This window comes from Halpernia sp. GG3 (assembly GCF_052976925.2).
The window spans coordinates 180,430-201,126 of sequence record NZ_JBRIIR020000014.1; the positions used below are offsets into that span (position 1 = coordinate 180,430).

Here is a 20,697-nt window from a genome sequence, read left to right on the forward strand (position 1 = left end):
TTTATATTGCTAATATTTCTGAAATCTTTAAAAGATCTTCATCAATAGTATTGTGTTTTTTGATGGCATCCCGAAAAGGTGTGTAAACTAACTTGTTTGCCTGTAGACCAGCCATTACATTAGTTTTTCCCGCCATAAGACCAATTACTGAGCCGTAACCTAATCTGCTTGCTAAAACCCGGTCTGCGCAAGAAGGTGAACCTCCACGCTGAATATGACCTAAAATTGTGACGCGAATATCGTAATCTGGGAATCTGATTTTAGTCGCTTCCGCTAAACTGTAAATGCTTCCTAATTTTTCATCTTCCGCAACCACAATTATACTGGAAGATTTTCCAGATTTTTGTGCTTTGTCGAAGGTTTCAAAAAGATCTTCAATGCTGTCTCGTGTTTCTGGGATGATAATATCTAAAGCCCCCACCGCGATTCCACTATTTAAAGCGATAAATCCAGCATCGCGTCCCATTACTTCTACAAAAAAAACACGATTATGAGATGTTGCAGTATCACGAATTTTATCAATAGCGTCCATTGCGGTATTTAATGCTGTATCATAACCAACGGTATTATCAGAACCAAAAATGTCGTTATCAATAGTTCCGGGAATACCGATTGTTTTTATTCCAAATTCTTCATTAAATATCGTTGCGCCGGTAAAAGTTCCATCACCACCGATGCAGACTAATGCGTCAATTCCTTCTCGCTGGCAATTATCATAAGCTTTTTGGCGGCCTTCTTTGGTTCGGAATTCTAAGGAACGGGCAGATTTTAAAATTGTTCCGCCGCGGTTAATAATATTTTTAACAGAACGAGGCCCCATTTTTATAAATTCTCCTTTTATCAGGCCATTATAACCTTCCCAAACTCCGTAACACTCAATATCAAAGTGATTTGCTGTTCTTACAACAGCGCGAATCGCCGCATTCATCCCCGGTGCGTCACCACCTGAAGTAAAAACTGCAATCTTTTTCACCGCACTTTCTGCCATATATTATTTTTTCAATGCAAATTTACAAAATTCACTTTTAATTAATATTAATTAAAAATTAATGTTCAATTTATTTTATAACTTTGCGGCAGTGATTCGCAATAAAAATTTAAAGAAATATCTATCGGTGCTGTTTTCCAGCATCTATCTTTTTGCATTTATTTTTGCAGCAAATATTCACAATCATAACGGTGGTTACTTTTATAAAGATTTCAATTTTAAAAGTTCATCTTCTAACTTCAGTAAGCAAAGTGCCGTAAATATTGGCGACGACTGTTTATCCTGTCATTTTGCTTCTGCGCCGATAATTTTGCCTGACACGGCAAATTTTGAGATTTCAAATAAATATTTAGCTGATTATGTTCAAATTTTAACTTTTGCACAGAAAACAGCGTCACCTCATTTTAGTTTTTTTCTCCGGGGTCCACCCAACAAATTTATTTAAAATTAAATTGATTTTTACTTGGATAAAGTTTCCTGAAAGTTTCAGGATACAATATTCATTATCAATCGACATTATGCCAAAAAGTATCTGTTTTAAATCTAATACAATGGCATCAATTTCACCAATCTATAGCAGAAGTTAAAATCTTTTGCCACAATACTTTTAAATAATAAAAATGAATTTTAAATATATATTAAGCCTAATTTTAGGTTTATTTCTCGGTTTTATAGGTTACTCTCAAAATTCGCTATCGGGAAAAGTAATGGATATTACTACTAATACAGCAATCTCAAATGCAAAGATCACAATTACAGATTTGCATAATTCTACGCAAACTGACGCGAATGGAAATTATACATTTATTAATGTTCCAGCCGCTAACTATTTGGTAGAAGTTAATGTTCCAAGTTATAAATCTTATTCCCAAACAGTCAATGTCAAAGGTGGAAGTACATTAGATTTTAATTTAGATAAAAGTTCTACGGAAATTGCCGAAGTTGTGATCACCGGTTCCTCAAAAGCAACCCAAATAAAAAAATCGCCTTTGCCAATTGTAAGTATAAATCAAGCCTATCTGAAAACTAATTTATCTACAAATATTATTGATGCTATTTCAAAAGTGCCTGGCGTAAGTACAGTTACAACGGGTCCAAATATTTCCAAACCAATAATCAGAGGACTGGGTTTTAACAGGATTTTGACTTTATATAATGGAATTCGTCAGGAAGGTCAGCAGTGGGGTGATGAACACGGAATTGAAGTTGATAATTACGGAATCGCAAATATCGAAGTCATAAAAGGACCTGCAAGTTTAATGTATGGTTCTGATGCTTTAGCGGGTGTCGTGAATTTAATTCCAACCGGTGCTGGTCCAGAAGGTAAAATCTCTGGATCTGCGACAACGGAATATCAAACTAACAATGGAATGCTTGGTGGTTCATTATTTTTAACCGGAAATAAAAATGGGTTTGAATATGGCGGCAGGATCTCAAAACAACTGGCGAAAAATTATAAAAATTCTATTGACGGACGCGTTTACAATACGGGCTTTAACCAAATTGCCGCAGATGCTTTCGTGGGAATTCATAAAAAGTGGGGTTTTAGCCATTTAAATGTTTCCCTTTTTGACGATACACAGGAGATTCCGGACGGAAGTAGAGACTCTTTATCCAGAAAATTTACGAGTCAGATTACGGAAGCAGATAACTTCCGACCGATTGTGAATGATCATGATCTAAACACTTATAAAATTTCAGTTTTGCACCAAAGAGTGCAGCATTACAGAGCATTTTTAAATAATACTTTCTTTGTTGGCGACAGCAGATTAGAAGCAAATTTCGCTTATCAAAGTAGTGAGAGAAGAGAATATAGTCATCCTGAAGTGCCTTACCAAGATGTTCCAGGTTTAGATCTGAAGTTAAATACTTTTAATTATGATTTAAAATATTATTTACCAGATTATGACAGATGGAACATTGTTTTTGGTGTCAATGGAATGCTTCAAAAAAATAATGTGCTTGGCGGGAGTAAATTTGTAATTCCCTCATACAATCAATTTGATCTAGGCGGTTTTGTTTCCATAAAAAAAGATTGGGATAAATTCGGGATTGCTGGTGGAATTAGATATGATTATAGAAAAATGAATGATGATGAATTGTACATCAAACCCAATCCAGTAAGCGGTTTTGATCAACCAGTCTATGGAAAAGACAGAATCGGCGCAGACAAACCATTCAGTAATTATTCTACAAATTATGACGGTGTGACCGGAAGTATTGGTGCTACTTATATTTTTAATCGAAAATGGGCTTTAAAATCAAATTTAGCACGTGGTTACAGAGCGCCGAACATTTCTGAAATTTCTGCAAATGGCGTTCATCCGGGAACAGGTTTATACCAAATTGGGAATGATCAGTTTAAACCGGAATTTAGTAATCAAGCAGATTTAGGCGGTACTTTTTCTTCAAAAGTGGTTAACGCTGGCGTAAGTTTCTTTGCCAATAAAATTGATAATTATATTTACAATTCACGTTTGCAAAATGCAGATGGAAGCGATGTTTTAAGTTTAAGCGGCACTCAAGAATATCCAACCTATAAATTTCAGCAGGGAAAAGTTTTTCTTTACGGTTTAGAAGGAAATATTGACTTTCATATTGTTAGAAATTTACATTTTGAAAATTCTGCTTCATTAATTTATGGTGATAATGAAAGTTTTACTGGTGCAAACAGAACTGCTGATAACCAATATGTACCACAAATTCCACCTTTTAAATTACTTTCAGAATTACGTTATGATTTAGCAGAAAACTCAAAAACATTCTCAAAAGCCTTTATAAAAGCACAGTTGCAATATACTGCAACGCAAGATCGGGTTTACGGTTATGACAATACAGAAACAGCTACGAAAGGTTATTCCTTAGTAAATCTGGGATTTGGAACTTCTGTTTTAAATAAAAATGGTGATAATATTATTGACATTTATGTTTTAGCTAATAATATATTTGATGTCGCTTATCAAGATCATTTGAGTAGATTAAAATATTTTGAGCAATATTCTTCTTCGCCAAACGGACATTTGGGAATCTATAACATGGGCAGAAACATCAGTTTGAAATTGATTAAGACTTTTTAATTTCTTACCTTAAGTCAACATTATTAGAATGCGATTTGAGATAGATTTGCATTATAATTAACAAATCAAAAATTAAATTATTATGATTACAACTTGGAAATTAGATCCTGCGCACAGTGAAATTACGTTTAAGATAAAACACATGATGATCTCAAATGTGAAAGGTAACTTTCAAACATTTGATGCAGAAATTCAGTCAGAAGATGATTCTTTTAAAAATGCTAAAACGACTGCGAAAATTCAAACAAATTCTGTTTATACGAATAACACAGATAGAGATAACCATTTAAAAGGTGCAGATTTTTTTAATGTAGAAATTAACCCAATAATCACTTTTGAAACCGATTCATTAAACGATGAAATCACCGGAAATCTTACAATGAACGGCGTTACAAAACCTGTGATATTAGACGTAGATTTTGGCGGTATCAACGTTGATCCTTACGGACAGACAAAAGCAGGATTTTCTTTTGAAGGCAAGATCAGCAGAAAAGATTTTGGTTTAGTATGGAATGCTGCACTAGAAACTGGCGGCGTAATGCTTGGTGATGAAGTAAAAATCTCTGGCGAATTACAATTTATAAAACAAGCATAGAATACATTTCTCTATAATAAGAATTCTGTGATTTTTAATTAAATCATAGAATTTTTTTTATTTTTAAACTACATTTACCCGGATGAATTATTTAGCACATTCCTTTCTCGCATTCTCTGAGCAGCAAATTGTTGGTCAGTTTTTGGAAGATTATGTTAAAAATAATGAACGTGGAAGTTTGCCAATTGAAATTCAACACGGCATAATTCTTCATCGCGCAATTGACACTTTCACAGATTCTCATCCAATAATTTCTGAGGCGAAAAAGATTTATCAACCTTTGGTTCGGCTTTATTCTGGCGCTTTTATAGATGTTAGCTTTGATTATTTTTTAGCCAATAGTTTGTCTGAAACTGATTTGAAATTCCATACGGACAAAGTTTATATGGCTTTAAGAAAATATCAAAATTATTTCCCTGCGATTTTTGATAACCGTTTAAATGGTATGGAAAAAGACAATTGGCTTTATAATTACAGATTTGACTGGGGCATAAAATATAGTTTTCAAAATGTTTTAAATAAAGCAAAATATTTAGAAAAAGACATTCCAATCATTGAAGTTTTCCATCAAAATAAAGATTTTTTAAAGCAAAAGTTCGACTTATTTTTACCCGAATTGGAAGCGCATGTTTTAGAAATCAACTCTAAGTTTTAGAATATTTTTCCGTAAGTTAAAGACTCAAACTTTAGCAATTCTTCAACTGCAAGCAGATAAGGAAGGCCGGAATTTGAAAAATTAGATGGAATCTGTTCTTAATAAAAAAGCCAATAATTTTGAATTGACAGATGAATATAAATCTTTAAAGGATGAAATTTTAGAAAAGCACCAAAGTAGAAAAATCAAATATTCTTCTTGGGATGACTTTAAAGTTGGAATTTCCGAATAAAATATCATCTAAATATATCAGATGAAGCAAAATTAGATATTGGCGATGCTAAAAACTACTATTCAAAGATTGATAAAAATCTCGCAAAAAGATGCATGACAGATATTATTGAGGGAATCGACAAATTATCAGAAAACCCGCTGCTGCATCAACTTCGTAAAAGAACTGTGAGAATTACTTTCACTATTAATTTTCCTTATGGGATTCATTATATTATTGAAGGCGAAAATATTTTTATTTTAAGAGTTTTTCACACCAAAAGATTTTTTAAATAAAATCTACTTTTCTAAATTTAAACCCTTCAGCGGCATATTCATGTCATTAAAAATAAATCTGTTTGAAAGTAGAATAGATAAAATGACTGACATCAAAGAACTTACTAAAATAGTTATCATGATCATTATCTGGTATTTTATGGCGACTGAAGGATCCTGACCACCTAAAATCTGTCCAGTCATCATTCCAGGTAAAGAAATTAATCCAACAACCGAAGTTGTTGCAATTGTTGGGCTCAGAGATTTTACCAAAGCTTCTTTAATAAAACTTTTTAGCGCTTCATTTTTTGTTGCACCGTTTGCCAATGCAAATTTATATTGAACTTGATTTTTATCTAAATTTTTAAAATAAACATTAAAAGCAACAATATTATTCGACATAGAATTCCCGATAAGCATTCCCGTAATCGGAATGAAATAGCGTGCATCAAATAAATAGTCCAACTTTATTACAACGCCCAAAAAATAAAAATCGATGTAAAATATAACAACAAGCATTGCAAGCATCGTTGGAACAAGAAATATTTTTCGGTTTAAATTTGCTCTATTAATCGTCGTAAAAGAGGCGATCACGACCATCATTGTCACCCACAAAATATTGACCCAAATGTTATTTAATTTAAATATGAATCCCAGATAAAGGCCGACTAAATAGAGTTGCACTGTCATTCTTCCAATCGCAATTAACGTTGGTTTTACCAATCCGGTCTCATAATATTTAAAGACTAAAATAGGAATTAGGATGAGTAAATAGCCCCAACTTAGATCCAACCAAGAAATATCCTGTGCGCCCATTAGATTAAAATTATTTTGTCCATTTTTTCGTTCCAGAATGAATCATGAGAAGAACTGATCAGCGTTTTTTTCTGCGTATGAATGATTTCTAAAAGTGCTTTTGTAGATTTTTGGTCTAAAGCAGAAGTTGGCTCGTCTAAAAGTAAAATCGGTTTTGGAAGCAGTAGTAAAGCACCCAGGATCAATCGTTGTTTTTGACCCCCAGAAATTTCGTTCAGATTTTTATCTAAAATACCTTCAGGCAATAATAGTTGAGAAATTATCTCTTGAAACTGAATTTCCGTAGGTTGAAATCTCTTATTTATTTCAAATGAAAAAGGCATATTTACCAGTTCTCGGCAACTTTTAATATCAAAATATAGATCTTGCGGCAACCAAGAAATCATTTTTCGAATTTTATGAATATTTTTCGAATTTACCTGAAGGTCATTTATCCAAATTTCACCGTCGTGAATAGGAATGAAACCTAAAATAGAGTTAAGTAAAGAAGTTTTACCAGATCCAGAAACTCCGGAGAAAACAACTTTTTCATTTTCAAAAATCTGCTGATTAAAATCTTTGATAAAAATGGCATTATCAAATTTTAAACTGACATCTTTAAAAGCAATGATTGGTTTCATAAAAACTAAGCGACAAATGTAATCAAAACGATAAAGAGTTTTAGTTTAATGATATTTATAAATCTAAATTAATTTTCTAATTCTGCCAAAAATATTTTCCACAAAGGTTTATTAAATGATCGAAAGAAATTAATATGCCCAATTTCATTTTTTGGTGAATCTGATAGTTTTAAAATTTTATACGTCGGTTTTAAGTTTGGAAAAGTTTCCTTTAATAAATTTTGCACGCCAGTTTTAGTCAACCAAGAGTCGTCTTCTGCGCGCAAAACCAAAACATCTTGAGTCAATTCGCTAGAATAATTGTAATCAATTTTTTCTAAAAGTGCATTTGTTGATTTTTTATTTAAAATTAAAGTGCGCCAATCATTAGCCGCATTTTTTGGCAGACTTTCACCTAAACCAAATCTGTGAGCCGGAAAATAGCCAAAAATTTTGGTCATTATCGGTTGAACAATTCCAAATCCTAAATAACCTAAAACTTTAATTTTTAATTTTAAATGCCCTACAAAAGCTTTTTGTGTACTGATAAAAATAAAACTTTTAAATAATTTAGAATCTTCATTCATTCCTAAAATTAATGCACCGACTGAATGACCAATTAAATATTTTTTATAATCTGGAAAATTCATTTTGATATAATCAGTCAAAGTTTTATAGTCTGAAACGCCCCAACTTCTCATGCTGCTTGCACATTTTGTAAGATCTTTGGATTTGGATAGTCCAATACCAGAATAATCATAAGTTAAAACTATGAAACCATTTTCTGATAAATAGTTCGCGATTTTAAAATAAACTTGCTGCTTTACGCCCGTTGCAGAATTAATTAAAATGATTTTACCATTGGAATTTTCAGGCTTAAAAATCGTTGCAAAAATTGGTTGATTTAAATTGTTTTTTAATTTTAATTTTAATTCTTTCATTTCAATTAAATTAATAAAAAAAAAGAGAACTTCAAACTATTGAAATTCTCTGTTCGATAAATCTTTTTATTTTAAACCAAAACGTTTTTTAAATAAGGCAATCCGCTTTGTGAACCGCGATTCTCTGCGACTTTCAGGGAAACATCATTACCAAACTTTACGCAGTCTTTTATTTTATTTTTATGACAATAAGCCATTGCAAAACCAGCAGTAAATGCGTCGCCCATTCCCATTTTATGCGCTGTTTGAGCCGGATCATTTCTATAATAACTCATTTCTGTGCCATTAAAGTAAATGGTAGAATTGGTATCATCTCTAACAAATAATTTGTTCGGCAGTCTTTTCATGATCTGTTCTCTACTTTCTGGTCCGAAGATTTCGCCTAAATCAGATGTTTTTGCAATAATAAATTCAGACTGTTCGATAATGTTTTCCGGCAATTTTTTCGCTGGCGAAGCATAAAGAGCGATTTTTACCTTATAATCTTTACATTTTTTAAATAAATATTCTACGGTTTCAAGTGGTATTTCTAACTGGGTAAGAACTAAATCTGCCTTTAAAATTGCTTTGTCAGCTGCTTCAATATCTTTTGGGGATAATAGATTGTTTGCCGCTGGAACAACAACAATCGCATTTTTTCCTTCAGCAGCGGTAACAAAAGCTGTACCTGTAGAGCATTGAATTTTTTCTGCTACAAAACCAATATTAATATTTTCATCCCGCAGATTTCTTAAAATTTGTTGACCGTGTGGATCTGCACCAACCGCGCCTACAAAATATACACTTGCACCTAATCTCGATGTTGCGACTGCTTGATTGGCACCTTTGCCACCAAAAAAGTTTTGAGAATTTTCTGCTAAAACAGTTTCGTTCGCTTGCGGCATTTTTGCTGTATTTAATATTAGGTCAATAGAACAACTGCCTACAACAACAATTTTAGGTGAATAATCTTCTTTAAATTTGATATCTTGAAAAATCATATCGTTAAGGTAATAAATAAAGTTTAAAATTAAACCATTTCAATGAATTCTGAGATAATTTTCACCGGTTTCTTTTCTGTATCAAAAGCGATATAACTTGCATAAAACCCCTCACCGTATCCTGTCTCAAAAGCAATCATATTTTCTCGCTTTTCATTATCGGCTTTTACCAGTGCAAATTGATTTGTAATTCCATCAGTATCATAAAAATAAGGGTGGAAAAACTCCTCGTAAATTCCCATATAATCATCGCCTTTTCTTCTGTAAAGAGTCGTTTCTAAATTATTTAGAACGATCTGCGCATCGAGATCCATCAAGCAGCCCATTCCACTTTTTCCGGGATAACCAAAAACTTCTCCCTCTGCCAAATCTTTAAGGTGTTGGTTTTCACACAAGGCTAATTCCCAATTTTTAATTTTATTTTTCGAAAATGTTACTTCAACGTAAGCGATGCAATTACTTTCCTTTTCTTTATGAATTAAAACCGGAAAATCACCTGTTGGAAACTTAGTTAAAAAAGGTGTTTTATCATTCGTAATTACCGGATCGCAAGCAATTAATTTTCCTGAAGTAATGTGTAAATCTTCGGCTTCATAAGTATCAATTAAGATATTATCTGCTAAATTTTCACTGAATAATTTCGCTAAATTTATTAAATGTTTCATGATAAACTAATCAGTTTTTCTTCCAAAAGTTTAATTTTATCTTCTGCATCTTTCTTCTTATTTTGTTCGTTTTCTAGAACATTTTTAGGTGCTCCTGCAACAAATTTCTCGTTAGATAATTTCTTTTCTACGGAAATTAAAAAGCCTTTCAAATATTTAATTTCTTCCTCAGTTTTTACTTTTTCTTCCGTTAAATCTAAATTTTCACTTAATGGAATTGAGATTTCTGTACTTCCAACTAAAAAGGTAAAAGAAGGTTTATCGGTTTTTTGATTAAAATGAACTTGCTCAAAATTGCCCAATTTTTTAATGATTTCTTCGTTTTTAAAAGCATCTGCATTGGTGAATATTTCTACGGTTTCACGAGGTGAAATTCCTTTAGATTGTCGGTAATTCCGAATGCCTGAAATTATTTCTTTCGTAAAATCAAAGCTTTTCACCAAGTCTTCATTAAAAGAATCTGCTTTAGGCTGTTGTGAAATTACAAGCGCCTTGTCAGAAGTTCTTTCGCCCATTTGTTGCCAAAGTTCTTCGGATAAAAATGGCATAAAAGGATGAACCAATTTCATTAATTCTTCAAAGAAATAAATCGTTTTTTGATAAACTTCTGCAGAAATTGGATCACCATAATTTGGTTTAATAATTTCTAAATACCAAGAGCAGAAATCGTCCCAAATTAATTTGTGAATTAGATGTAAAGCGTCAGAAATCCTAAATTTTTCAAACTGATCCGCCACTTCAATAATGGTTTTGTTGATCTGATTTCCAAACCATTCGATTGCTTGTTGATCCGCAGAATTACTTTTAATACCGCTAGATTTTTCCCAATTTTGAACCAAGCGGAAGGCGTTCCAGATTTTAGTTGCAAAATTTCTACCCTGAAGCATTAAATCTTCATCAAAAAGTAAATCGTTTCCAGCTGGTGCGCTTAGTAAAATCCCTACCCGAACGCCATCTGCGCCATATTTTTCAATTAATTCTATCGGATCTGGGGAATTGCCCAATTGTTTAGACATTTTTCTGCGCTGTTTATCACGAACAATTCCCGTAAAATAAACATTCTTAAAAGGAATTTCTTGACGGAATTCTAAACCTGCCATCACCATTCTTGCGACCCAAAAGAAAATAATATCTGGAGCAGTTACTAGATCTGAAGTTGGATAATAATAATTTATTTCTTCATTATCCGGATTATTTATACCATCAAAAACTGACATTGGCCAGAGCCAGGAAGAAAACCAAGTGTCGAGCGCATCTTCTTCTTGCTTTAGGTTTTCAGTTTTTAATTCTTGATTATTGGTTTTTTCTTTTGCTAAAATTAAGGCTTCTTCAATATTTTCTGCTACAACAAAGTCATTTTGACCATCGCCATAGAAAAATGCCGGAATTTGCTGTCCCCACCAAAGCTGACGGGAAATATTCCAGTCGCGGATGTTTTCCATCCAATGTTTGTAGGTGTTTTTAAACTTATCCGGGAAGAATTTTATTTCTTCATTCATCACCACATCCAAAGCTGGTTTTGCGAGGTCTTCCATTTTAAGAAACCACTGAACGGAAAGCTTAGGTTCAATAATTTCGCCGGTTCTTTCAGAAGTTCCAACTTTATTTACATAGTCTTCCGCTTTTAAAAGAAGTCCTTTTTCTTCTAATTCTTTGGCAATTAATTTTCTTACAATAAATCTGTCTTTGCCGTTATAATGAAGTCCGTGTGTATTTAATTTTCCGTCGTCGTCTAACGCATCAATAATTTGAAGATTGTGTTTTTTACCAATCTCATAATCATTAATATCGTGAGCAGGCGTAATTTTTAAAGCGCCAGTTCCGAATTCAATATCAACATATTCATCTTCGATAATGGGAACAATTCTATTGACGATTGGGACGATGACATTTTTACCTTTTAAATGAAAATATTTTTCATCATTAGGATTAATACAAACCGCCACATCTCCAAAAATAGTTTCTGGTCGGGTAGTTGCAACAGTCATAAATTCCTCAGTACCTTCAATTTTATATTTTAAAAAATAAAGTTTTCCGTTTAATTCCTTGTGAATTACTTCTTCATCAGAAATATTGGTTTTGGCTTTAGGATCCCAATTTACCATTCTGTAACCTCTGTAAATTAAACCTTTATTGTATAAATCAACAAAAGATTTTATAACTTGCTTTGATAAATTATCTTCTAAAGTAAATTTTGTGCGTTCCCAATCGCAAGAGCAACCGAGTTTTTTTAACTGTTCTAAAATAGTTCCGCCGTATTGATCGGTCCATTTCCACGCGTGTTTTAGAAATTCCTCACGGGTGAGATTTTCTTTTTTAATACCTTCAGATTCTAGCTTTGCTACCACTTTTGCTTCTGTTGCAATAGATGCGTGATCAGTTCCCGGAACCCAGCAAGTATTAAAGCCTTGCATTCTTGCGCGCCGGACTAAAATATCTTGTATAGTATTATTTAGCATGTGTCCCATGTGTAAAATTCCTGTCACATTTGGTGGCGGAATTACAATGGTATAAGATGGTCTTTGATCTGGTGTAGAATGAAAATAATTATTTTCCAGCCAGTATTCGTACCATTTATTTTCGGTCTCTGTAGGATTATATTTTTCTGAAATCTGCATAATTCTTATATCTAAAACGTGTTTTGTGCAAAAATAAGATAATCAAAAATTATATCTCGTATTAATTAAATAATATTTAAATTTGTCTATTAAAATATAAACAAACAAGGAAATATGAAAAATATCTTAGCGGGTTTAATGCTTACTGCATCATTTGCAATAGCTTCAGCGCAAACTATTTCATTTAATGAAACGACCCACAATTATGGAACAATACCTAAAGGTTCCAATGGTGAGACCTTTTTTTTAGTAACTAATAAAGGAGATAAACCGTTGATCATTACTAAAGTTCAGCCAGCATGTGGTTGTACAACGCCGAAATGGGATTCCAATCCAATCATGCCGGGTAAGTCTTCGAAAATTGATGTTGGTTATAATACACAGTTAGTTAATCCTTTTGAGAAATTAATTGAAGTTTATTCTAATGATCCTAAAAATGGCAGAAGCGTTCTTTATATTAAAGGCGTTGTAACACCTGGCTCTGCAATAAGTGCGCAAGCGAGTGCCGCTGTAGAAGTTGCACCAGTAAAAAAACGACTTTCAGCTTTAAAAGTTCAAACTTCTATAAAAAATTAAAACTTAAAGTTTATAATTAATTATCGTCCCGACAATTTATGTCGGGACGATTTTTTTTTTGGTACATTTATTAAAATTTAAAAAATGAGTAATAGTTTTTCAGAAGATTTCCGTTTAAAAGGTAAATTTAATATCTCAAAATCTGAAACAAAATACAGCGGATCAATTTCTAAGAAGGACGGTAAGAAAATTTTGAAAGACGAAGTAGACACACTTCGGCTATTACAGGAAAAACTCTATGCAGATGGAAGTCAATCTGTCTTAATTGTTTTGCAAGCGATGGACGCTGCGGGAAAGGATTCTTTGATAAAGCACGTTTTCGGTGGCATTAATCCGCAAGGTTGTGAAGTGACAAGTTTCAAAACACCTTCTACAAAAGATTATTCACATGATTTTCTCTGGCGCCATTATATTGCACTTCCGGCAAAAGGAAAAATAGGTATTTTCAACCGGTCACATTATGAAAGTGTTTTAATATGTAAAGTTCATCCCGAATACAATTTAAATGAAAAGGTCTGGAATAACGCAGCAGATTTTGACAAAGAATTTTGGAAACAGCGGTACGAAAGTATTCGAAATTTTGAAAAACATTTAGCGAAAAATGGAACTAAAATTATTAAATTTTTTCTGAATGTGTCTAAAGAAGAGCAAAAACAAAGATTTCTGGATCGCATTGATGAAGAAGATAAGAACTGGAAATTTGGTTTAGGGGATTTAACAGAAAGAGTGCTTTGGGATGATTATCAAAAAGCCTACGAAGAAGCCATTAATGAAACTTCCAAAGATCATGCGCCGTGGTACGTTTTGCCCGCGGATAGCAAATGGTTTACAAGATTAGCGGCGCTTCAAATTATCATCAAAAATTTTGAAGAAATGAATTTGGGTTTTCCTGTTTTGTCAGATGCTGATTTAAAGGAATTAAAAGCGGCGAAGGAATCTCTGAATAAGGAAAAATAATTCGTAAAAAAAACCATGAGAAAAACGATAAGCCGGATTCTGTTTTCAAAATAAATTGAACGCCTGTTATTTATCTACATCTTACATTGCTGCAAAATTTTAGCTGTTTACCCCTCGATTTTCGGAGCCAGCAACTCCTATCTTAGACGAATCTAAAAGCATCGATGTACTTAACATTGCACCGCAAAGAGTTTACCTGGTTTCACTATAAATTAATATACATACTTTCTGTTGCACTTGTCCTGATCTCACGACCGACGGCTGTTAACCGCTTTGCTGCTCTTCGGTGTCCGGACTTTCCTATTCCAATAAATTGAAATCAACAGGCTGTTTTTCTCATGGATGGCAAAGATATAAAAATTTTGAAAGTTGGAAGTATGAGTTTTGAAGTATGAATTTAAAATTATTTTTAAAAAAAGTGTCTCGGCAAATATTTGACGAGACACTTTTAAATTTTAATTAATTTAAAATTTAAAATTTATAATCCAAAATTTAAAATTACTTCTTGCCTTGCACTTTTTGTTGCTCTTGTGCTTTCTCCATCATCTCGCGCATTCTTTTGCCAAATTTTCCTTCTTTTTTCGGCTCTTTTTCTTTATTAGCTTGGATTTGTGCGTGGATCTTTTTCTCATCTAAAATCCAGTATTTAATAACTAGAATAATGACTATGTTAATCGCATTTGATACGAAATAATACCATGACAATCCCGAAGCAGATGTATTTAAAAAGAATAAAAACGTTACAGGAAAAATGTACATCAAGACTTTCATATTTGGCATTCCTGGCGCTTGCGGTTGCTGCATATTTCCAGAAGTCAAAATCGTATAAATTAATATAACAATCGTACACGCTATAGCGAAAATACTTAAATGTTCCCCTAAAAATGGAATATTAAAATTCAGTTTTATTACGTCGTCATACGCTGTTAAATCTTTCGCAAACCAGAAACTTTGTCCACGCAAATCGAGATTATTGGGGAAAAATCGGAAGAGCGCATAAAATATGGGGATCTGCAAGACCGCAGGGAGACATCCTGCCATTTGATTGACGCCCGCTTTTTTATAAACAGCCATCGTTGCCTGCTGTTTTTTCATGGCATCTGCGTCTTTAAATTTTGCATTCACTTCATCAATTTCCGGCCGAATTACCCGCATCATCGCACTCAGTTTATGTTGTTTAAACATTACCGGCGACAGAATTATTTTTGTAATAATCGTCATTAAAAATATCACCCAACCTGCAGCAATACCCCAAGAAGTCAATAAATTATAAATCGGAATAAAGAAATGTCTGTTTAATGTTCCGATGAACGACCATCCTAAAGGTAATATCTCATCAAAGTTTTTATTATAATCTTTTAATAATTTTAAATCCAAAGGCATAAAATACCAAGTGAAATCTTGGTTTAATTCATTTCCAGCCATTTTCACTTGTCCGTCAAAAGTAAATGTTTTTAGAAATTCACCTTTTTCGTCTTTTGGTTGGTCCTGGTTTCCCTTAGAATTGGTAAAACCGCTGTTTGCTTCTATTACTGCGCCAAAAAACTGCTGTTTTATACCGATCCAGTTTAAAGTTTCTTTTGGCTCTTCCATGGTTGTTCTTCCGTCATAATCCGAAGATTTATAATTATTGAAACCGTAGGAGAATTCCGTATGTTGCGCTTCTTGCGAGCGTCCTTTTTCCTTACCACGGACGTTATAGTTCCACATGAAGTCTGCTTTGCCGTCGCTTACAATTTGCGCTAAACCTTGCGTTTTTACTTTAAAACCAACTTCATATTTTTCATTTAAAGTATAAATAAACTGAATGTTGGCACCATTTACAGTAGACTGCATCGTCACCGTATTTCCGCTGACAGTCGGACTGAACACTAGATCTTTAGTATTAAAAACCTTCCCAGTTTTATCTTTAAACTGAAAACCGTAAGACGCGTTATTTTTATTAAATAAATAAAGTGGATCGGTATCTTTATCTGTTTTGTGGTTGTAGGCCTTAAATTTAAGTAATTCCACCGAAGAAATCTGACCACCTAAACTTGAAAATTGCACATCCAATAAATCATTTTTTAGACTTACCGTTTTTATAGATTCTTGATTAACCGTTGGGTTTAAATTTTGAACCTCTGCTATAGGTTTAGTTGCAACTTGTGCAGTTTTTGCCGTTTGCTGAGGATTCGCAGCATCTTTTTTCGCTTGTTTACCTTGAAAGTAAAACATGAAGCCAAATAAAATTAATGAAAATAGGACAAAACTGATGATCTGGTTTTTATCTAAGCCGTTATTTTGTTGCATTGTTCTTGTTTAAGTCAGGAATTTTACACTTGTTTAAAGCGTAGTTTTTCCCTTAAAATTTGGCTGCAAAATTACTATTTTTATTTTAATATTTTGCAGCGCAACTATTTGATTTAATATTTAAATAGAAGTATTGATTGATAAGAAGTTATCCACTTTTATTTCTCACTCACCGCTTTTACAAAGGCCATAAACAGAGGGTGTGGATTGGCAACCGTACTTTTATATTCCGGATGAAATTGTACACCTATATAAAAGGGATGATTTTTTAATTCAATAGTTTCCACTAAGTCGGTGTCTGGATTAATTCCTGAAGCCATAAAATTGTTTTTTTCAAAAAGATCTTTATATTCACCATTGAATTCATAACGGTGACGGTGACGTTCAGAAATGTTTTTTGTACCATAAATTTCAAGAAGTTTTGAACTGTTTTTTAGAGTACATTTCCACGCCCCAAGACGCATTGTGCCGCCTTTATCTACCACATTTTTTTGTTCTTCCATTAACGCAATAACTGGTTCAGACGTTCCAATATCAAATTCTACGCTATTTGCTTTTTCTAAATTTAAAACGTTTCTGGCAAATTCGATCGTCATTATTTGCATTCCCAAGCAAATTCCTAAAAGCGGAATATTATTTTCACGCGCATATTTTGCTGCTAAAATTTTACCTTCAATACCTCTGTCGCCGAAACCTGGCGCGATTAACATTCCATCTACACCTTTAAGTCGTTCTTTAATATTTTCTGCGGTAAGTTCACCGGAATAAATCCACCGAACTTTAACCTCTATTTCTTGCGCAGCACCCGCATGAATAAAAGATTCTGATATTGATTTGTAAGAATCTTGTAAGCTCACATATTTACCAATTAGCGCAATTTCTACGGTTTTTTTTGGATGCCTGTATTTTCTTAAAAATTCCTTCCAATTTTTAAGGTCGGCTTCTTTGTCATTTTTTAAATCTAAAACTTCCAAAACAACGTCGTCGAAATTTTGTTTTTGTAGGTAGAGTGGGACTTCATAAATCGTGTCTAAATCCATACATTCTATAACATTTTCCAGTGAAACATTACAAAACTGAGCGAGTTTTGCGCGCTGTTCTTTTGGAATTTTATGTTCCGTTCGGCAAACCAAAACATCAGCTTGAATGCCGCTTTCCATCAATTGACGGACAGAATGTTGCGAAGGTTTTGTTTTTAATTCACCACTTGAAGAGAGAAAAGGCAATAATGTTAAATGAATTACCATAGAATTATGCGCACCTAATTCCCATTTTAATTGGCGCACAGATTCTATATAAGGAAGAGATTCTATATCGCCGACTGTTCCACCAATTTCGGTAATAATAATGTCGTAATTTTTCTTGGCTAAAATTTTAATTCTTCGCTTAATCTCATTGGTAATATGTGGAATAACCTGAACCGTTTTTCCTAAAAAATCACCTTTTCGTTCTTTTTCTATAACGGTTTGGTAGATTTTTCCGGTCGTTACATTGTTATTTTGTGAAGTTGGAGAATTGAGAAATCGTTCATAATGTCCTAAATCCAAATCGGTTTCTGCGCCGTCCTCTGTAACATAACATTCGCCGTGTTCATATGGATTTAGCGTTCCTGGATCAATGTTAATGTAAGGGTCGAGTTTCTGAATAGTGACATTAAATCCGCGTGCTTTTAATAGAAGCCCTAGAGAAGCGGAGACAATTCCTTTTCCTAAAGAAGAAGTTACACCGCCGGTCACGAAGATGTATTTCGTTTGTTTTTTGCTCATTAGTTTAGGTTTGGGCAAAGTTAAACTATCTCGTTTGATTGGCAAATCTGAACTCGTTTTAATTTAAAATATTAAGGAACTTTTAATAAACGGTTTTGGCAAATCCCTCGCCAAGGCATTTCCAGCCGCTCGGGTCGGGCTGTTCGCTGTATCTTTTTTTTACAAATTAGATTTTCAGAAAAAAATATTAGAATAAAAAAAAGGATGCCGCTTCCATCCCTTTTGCGAATGTTGGCGTAAAATTAAATTTGATCATAAAAAACTTCTATAATGCATTTGATTATAGAAGTTTGATATTTTAGAAAATATAAAGGTTTTATTTCAAAATCTCTTTTAAAAACATCATCGTGTGCGCCCAAGCTCTTTTTGCCATTATCTCGTTGTAATCCTTAGATTCTGGATTCGTAAAAGTATGTTTAGAATTAGCATACGTGATCATTTGCCAATCGGTTTTTCCTAAATTTAATTCTTTAGTAAGCGCCGCCGAAACTTCTGGCGTTACGCCCCCGTCATCTGCACCATTTTCTACCAAAACTTTAGTTTTTATCGGTGTGTTTTCTCTCGCAGCATCTTTAGAAAGTCCGCCGTGGATTGAAACTACACCAACTACAGGAAAATTTGCTCTCGCCACTTCCAAAACGCCAGTTCCACCAAAACAAAAACCAATTACTGCAATTTTATCTGGATTTGCACCGGCTTTTTTCAGTTGTTCTAACGCCAAAGAAATCCTTTGTTGGTAAGATTTATAATCATTTTTATATTTTCCGGCAATTTTTCCCGCAGAAGCATAATCTGTTGGCATATTTCCTTCGCCATAAATATCAGCCAAAAATGCAATATAGCCGGCTTTTTCTAATTCTAAGGCCGTGTTTTTTGCTTCATTGTCAATTCCCATCCAAGCGGGAAGAACCAATACGCCAGGCAATTTTTTCCCTGCATTTGAAGTGACGAATCCGTTAAGTTTTTGCCCCCCATCATTATAAGATACTGCTTTTAACGTTTGCGCGACTGAAAAGTTGATTGCCATTAGCATTATTAATAGGGATAATGAAAGTTTCATAAAGTTTATTTTTTAAGATTATTGAAGGTTTTCAATCGTAAAGATATTGTTAAATCAGAAATTAATTATCAATATATTTAATAAAATTCTACTATGATGTCTTATTTATAATATTATTTCAATAGTTTTCCAAAAATTTAATTTTGTATTTTTAATAATATGAGGAAAAAGATAATTATTGAAGATTTCACATTTAAAAAAATAAAATGAAGTCTAAATAATATTTTCTCCGCATTTCTAAATTATTTTCAGGAAATTTGTGACTTATGGCAAAAATTAAAACCGCTTATATCTGTCAAAACTGTGGTACAAATTACGCGCAGTGGATGGGACAATGCAAAGCCTGTGGTGAATGGAATACTTTGGTAGAGGAAATCGTAGAAAAATCACCGCGTTCAACTTATGATATTTTAGGTTCTGGGAAACAGAAAATCATCAATATTATTGATGTAGAAACTGGCGCCGAACAAAGAATTTCGACACCATCGGAAGAATTAAACCGTGTTTTAGGTGGCGGAATTGTTTTGGGTTCTGTCACATTAATTGGTGGTGAACCTGGAATTGGGAAATCGACGCTTTTATTGCAAATTGCCTTAAAAATGCGAAAAAAAGTGCTTTATGTTTCGGGCGAAGAAAGCGCTTCACAAATAAAACTACGTGCCGATCGTTTGACGGAAATTCATCAGGAACATTGTTTTCTTTACACGGAAACTTCGGTCGAGAAAATTTTAACAGAAGCCAAAAAATTAAAACCCGATTTTGTCATTATAGATTCTATTCAAACTTTGCAAAGTCAAGTAATAGAAAGTTCACCAGGAACAGTTTCTCAAATTAGAGAATGTTCTTCCGAAATAATTAAATATGCAAAAGATACTGGAACGCCAGTTTTTTTGGTAGGTCATATAACAAAAGATGGCCAAATTGCCGGTCCAAAGGTTTTGGAACACATGGTAGATGTGGTTTTAAATTTTGACGGCGATAGAAATCACATGTTTAGATTGCTGCGCGCGAATAAAAATAGATTTGGTTCTACAGCGGAAATTGGTATTTATGAAATGGTTGCACAAGGTTTGCGGGAAGTAAAAAATCCTTCAGAACTTTTAATTACAAAGAAATTTGAAGAGCTTTCCGGCAATGCAGTTGCTGTGACTTTGGAAGGAAATCGCCCAATGTTGCTGGAAATTCAAGCGTTGGTAAGTTCCGCAGTTTATGGTACGCCGCAAAGAAGTTCAACCGGTTTTGATGGAAAAAGACTCAATATGCTCTTGGCGGTTTTAGAAAAACGCGCGGGATTTATGCTGGGTGCAAAAGATGTTTTTTTAAATATTACAGGTGGTATAAAAACCGATGATCCCGCTTTGGATTTAGCAGTGATTGCAGCGATTTTATCTAGTACGGAAGATGTTGCGATCTCTGAAAAATTTTGTTTTGCGGGTGAAATTGGTTTGAGCGGCGAAATACGTCCAGTTCCACAAATTGAGCAACGTATTTCTGAAGCAGAAAAAATGGGTTACGATAAAATATTTGTGTCAGGTTTAAATAAAATTGCCAAGAAAAAGCTAGGAATTATAGTAGAAGTGGTTAATAAAATAGAAGAATTTCATGAAAGATTATTCTAAAAATTAA

The 20,697-nt window shown here is 33.4% G+C and carries 19 protein-coding genes and 1 other RNA gene; 9 read left to right on the forward strand and 11 right to left on the reverse strand.

Annotated features, from left to right (window positions below):
- Window position 1: 1 nt before the first annotated feature.
- Window positions 2-988 (reverse strand): 6-phosphofructokinase, encoded by a 987-nt coding sequence (gene pfkA / locus ACVBED_RS08305; RefSeq protein ID WP_447121397.1) that lies wholly within the window; start codon window positions 986-988, stop codon window positions 2-4.
- Window positions 989-1,049: 61 nt separating this feature from the next.
- Here pfkA and ACVBED_RS08310 point away from each other — a divergent pair, with 61 nt between their 5' ends.
- The 6 genes from ACVBED_RS08310 to ACVBED_RS08335 all read left to right on the forward strand — a co-directional run bounded on the left by ACVBED_RS08310 (window position 1,050) and on the right by ACVBED_RS08335 (window position 5,822).
- Window positions 1,050-1,433, forward strand: coding sequence for a hypothetical protein (locus tag ACVBED_RS08310; protein ID WP_447121398.1), 384 nt, complete (start codon window positions 1,050-1,052; stop codon window positions 1,431-1,433).
- A 175-nt stretch (window positions 1,434-1,608) separates the two neighbouring features.
- Window positions 1,609-4,065 (forward strand): TonB-dependent receptor, encoded by a 2,457-nt coding sequence (locus ACVBED_RS08315; protein ID WP_447121400.1) that lies wholly within the window; start codon window positions 1,609-1,611, stop codon window positions 4,063-4,065.
- An 82-nt stretch (window positions 4,066-4,147) separates the two neighbouring features.
- The gene (locus tag ACVBED_RS08320; protein WP_447121401.1) at window positions 4,148-4,660 is read left to right on the forward strand and encodes a YceI family protein; all 513 of its coding nucleotides are present in this window, start codon (window positions 4,148-4,150) and stop codon (window positions 4,658-4,660) included.
- A gap of 82 nt (window positions 4,661-4,742) precedes the next feature.
- Window positions 4,743-5,315, forward strand: a complete 573-nt coding sequence (locus tag ACVBED_RS08325; RefSeq protein ID WP_447121402.1) for an acyl carrier protein phosphodiesterase — start codon at window positions 4,743-4,745, stop codon at window positions 5,313-5,315.
- 85 nt (window positions 5,316-5,400) lie between these two features.
- Window positions 5,401-5,547 carry a hypothetical protein gene (locus ACVBED_RS08330; protein ID WP_447121403.1) on the forward strand — a complete coding sequence of 49 codons (147 nt, stop codon included), beginning with the start codon at window positions 5,401-5,403 and terminating at the stop codon, window positions 5,545-5,547.
- Window positions 5,548-5,561: 14 nt separating this feature from the next.
- Window positions 5,562-5,822 (forward strand): type II toxin-antitoxin system RelE/ParE family toxin, encoded by a 261-nt coding sequence (locus ACVBED_RS08335; RefSeq protein ID WP_447121544.1) that lies wholly within the window; start codon window positions 5,562-5,564, stop codon window positions 5,820-5,822.
- 3 nt (window positions 5,823-5,825) lie between these two features.
- On the opposite strand, the gene ACVBED_RS08340 is transcribed toward ACVBED_RS08335, so the two are convergent.
- From ACVBED_RS08340 to ACVBED_RS08365, 6 genes are all read right to left on the reverse strand, one after another.
- Window positions 5,826-6,617 (reverse strand): ABC transporter permease, encoded by a 792-nt coding sequence (locus tag ACVBED_RS08340; protein ID WP_447121404.1) that lies wholly within the window; start codon window positions 6,615-6,617, stop codon window positions 5,826-5,828.
- The gene (locus tag ACVBED_RS08345; protein WP_473094853.1) at window positions 6,617-7,237 is read right to left on the reverse strand and encodes an ATP-binding cassette domain-containing protein; all 621 of its coding nucleotides are present in this window, start codon (window positions 7,235-7,237) and stop codon (window positions 6,617-6,619) included. The genes ACVBED_RS08340 and ACVBED_RS08345 overlap by 1 nt, the downstream gene beginning before the upstream one ends.
- A 68-nt stretch (window positions 7,238-7,305) precedes the next feature.
- Complete coding sequence (locus tag ACVBED_RS08350; RefSeq protein WP_447121406.1) at window positions 7,306-8,157, reverse strand: alpha/beta hydrolase family protein; 852 nt, start codon at window positions 8,155-8,157, stop codon at window positions 7,306-7,308.
- A gap of 71 nt (window positions 8,158-8,228) precedes the next feature.
- Window positions 8,229-9,137: a ribokinase gene (locus tag ACVBED_RS08355; protein WP_473094854.1), complete on the reverse strand. Its 909-nt coding sequence runs from the start codon at window positions 9,135-9,137 to the stop codon at window positions 8,229-8,231.
- A gap of 29 nt (window positions 9,138-9,166) precedes the next feature.
- A complete protein-coding gene (locus ACVBED_RS08360; protein WP_447121407.1) occupies window positions 9,167-9,802 on the reverse strand; it encodes a DUF4241 domain-containing protein in 636 nt (211 codons plus the stop codon).
- Window positions 9,799-12,420 carry a valine--tRNA ligase gene (locus ACVBED_RS08365; protein WP_447121408.1) on the reverse strand — a complete coding sequence of 874 codons (2,622 nt, stop codon included), beginning with the start codon at window positions 12,418-12,420 and terminating at the stop codon, window positions 9,799-9,801. Before ACVBED_RS08365 ends, ACVBED_RS08360 begins: the two co-directional genes overlap by 4 nt.
- 114 nt (window positions 12,421-12,534) lie before the next feature.
- Between ACVBED_RS08365 and ACVBED_RS08370 the strand changes: the two genes are divergently transcribed.
- Together ACVBED_RS08370 and ACVBED_RS08375 are read left to right on the forward strand one after the other, a co-directional pair.
- The gene (locus ACVBED_RS08370) at window positions 12,535-12,996 is read left to right on the forward strand and encodes a DUF1573 domain-containing protein (protein ID WP_447121409.1); all 462 of its coding nucleotides are present in this window, start codon (window positions 12,535-12,537) and stop codon (window positions 12,994-12,996) included.
- An 84-nt stretch (window positions 12,997-13,080) separates the two neighbouring features.
- Window positions 13,081-13,953, forward strand: coding sequence for a PPK2 family polyphosphate kinase (locus tag ACVBED_RS08375; protein WP_447121410.1), 873 nt, complete (start codon window positions 13,081-13,083; stop codon window positions 13,951-13,953).
- 12 nt (window positions 13,954-13,965) lie between these two features.
- On the opposite strand, the gene rnpB is transcribed toward ACVBED_RS08375, so the two are convergent.
- The 4 genes from rnpB to ACVBED_RS08395 form a co-directional block, all read right to left on the reverse strand.
- Window positions 13,966-14,292: RNase P RNA component class A (gene rnpB, locus ACVBED_RS08380), an RNA gene on the reverse strand.
- Window positions 14,293-14,451: 159 nt separating this feature from the next.
- The gene (gene yidC / locus ACVBED_RS08385; RefSeq protein ID WP_447121411.1) at window positions 14,452-16,245 is read right to left on the reverse strand and encodes a membrane protein insertase YidC; all 1,794 of its coding nucleotides are present in this window, start codon (window positions 16,243-16,245) and stop codon (window positions 14,452-14,454) included.
- A gap of 158 nt (window positions 16,246-16,403) precedes the next feature.
- Complete coding sequence (locus ACVBED_RS08390; RefSeq protein ID WP_473094855.1) at window positions 16,404-18,011, reverse strand: CTP synthase; 1,608 nt, start codon at window positions 18,009-18,011, stop codon at window positions 16,404-16,406.
- 316 nt (window positions 18,012-18,327) lie between these two features.
- A complete protein-coding gene (locus ACVBED_RS08395; RefSeq protein ID WP_447121412.1) occupies window positions 18,328-19,071 on the reverse strand; it encodes a dienelactone hydrolase family protein in 744 nt (247 codons plus the stop codon).
- 266 nt (window positions 19,072-19,337) lie between these two features.
- Here ACVBED_RS08395 and radA point away from each other — a divergent pair, with 266 nt between their 5' ends.
- A complete protein-coding gene (gene radA, locus ACVBED_RS08400) occupies window positions 19,338-20,690 on the forward strand; it encodes a DNA repair protein RadA (RefSeq protein WP_447121413.1) in 1,353 nt (450 codons plus the stop codon).
- Window positions 20,691-20,697 lie beyond the last annotated feature (7 nt).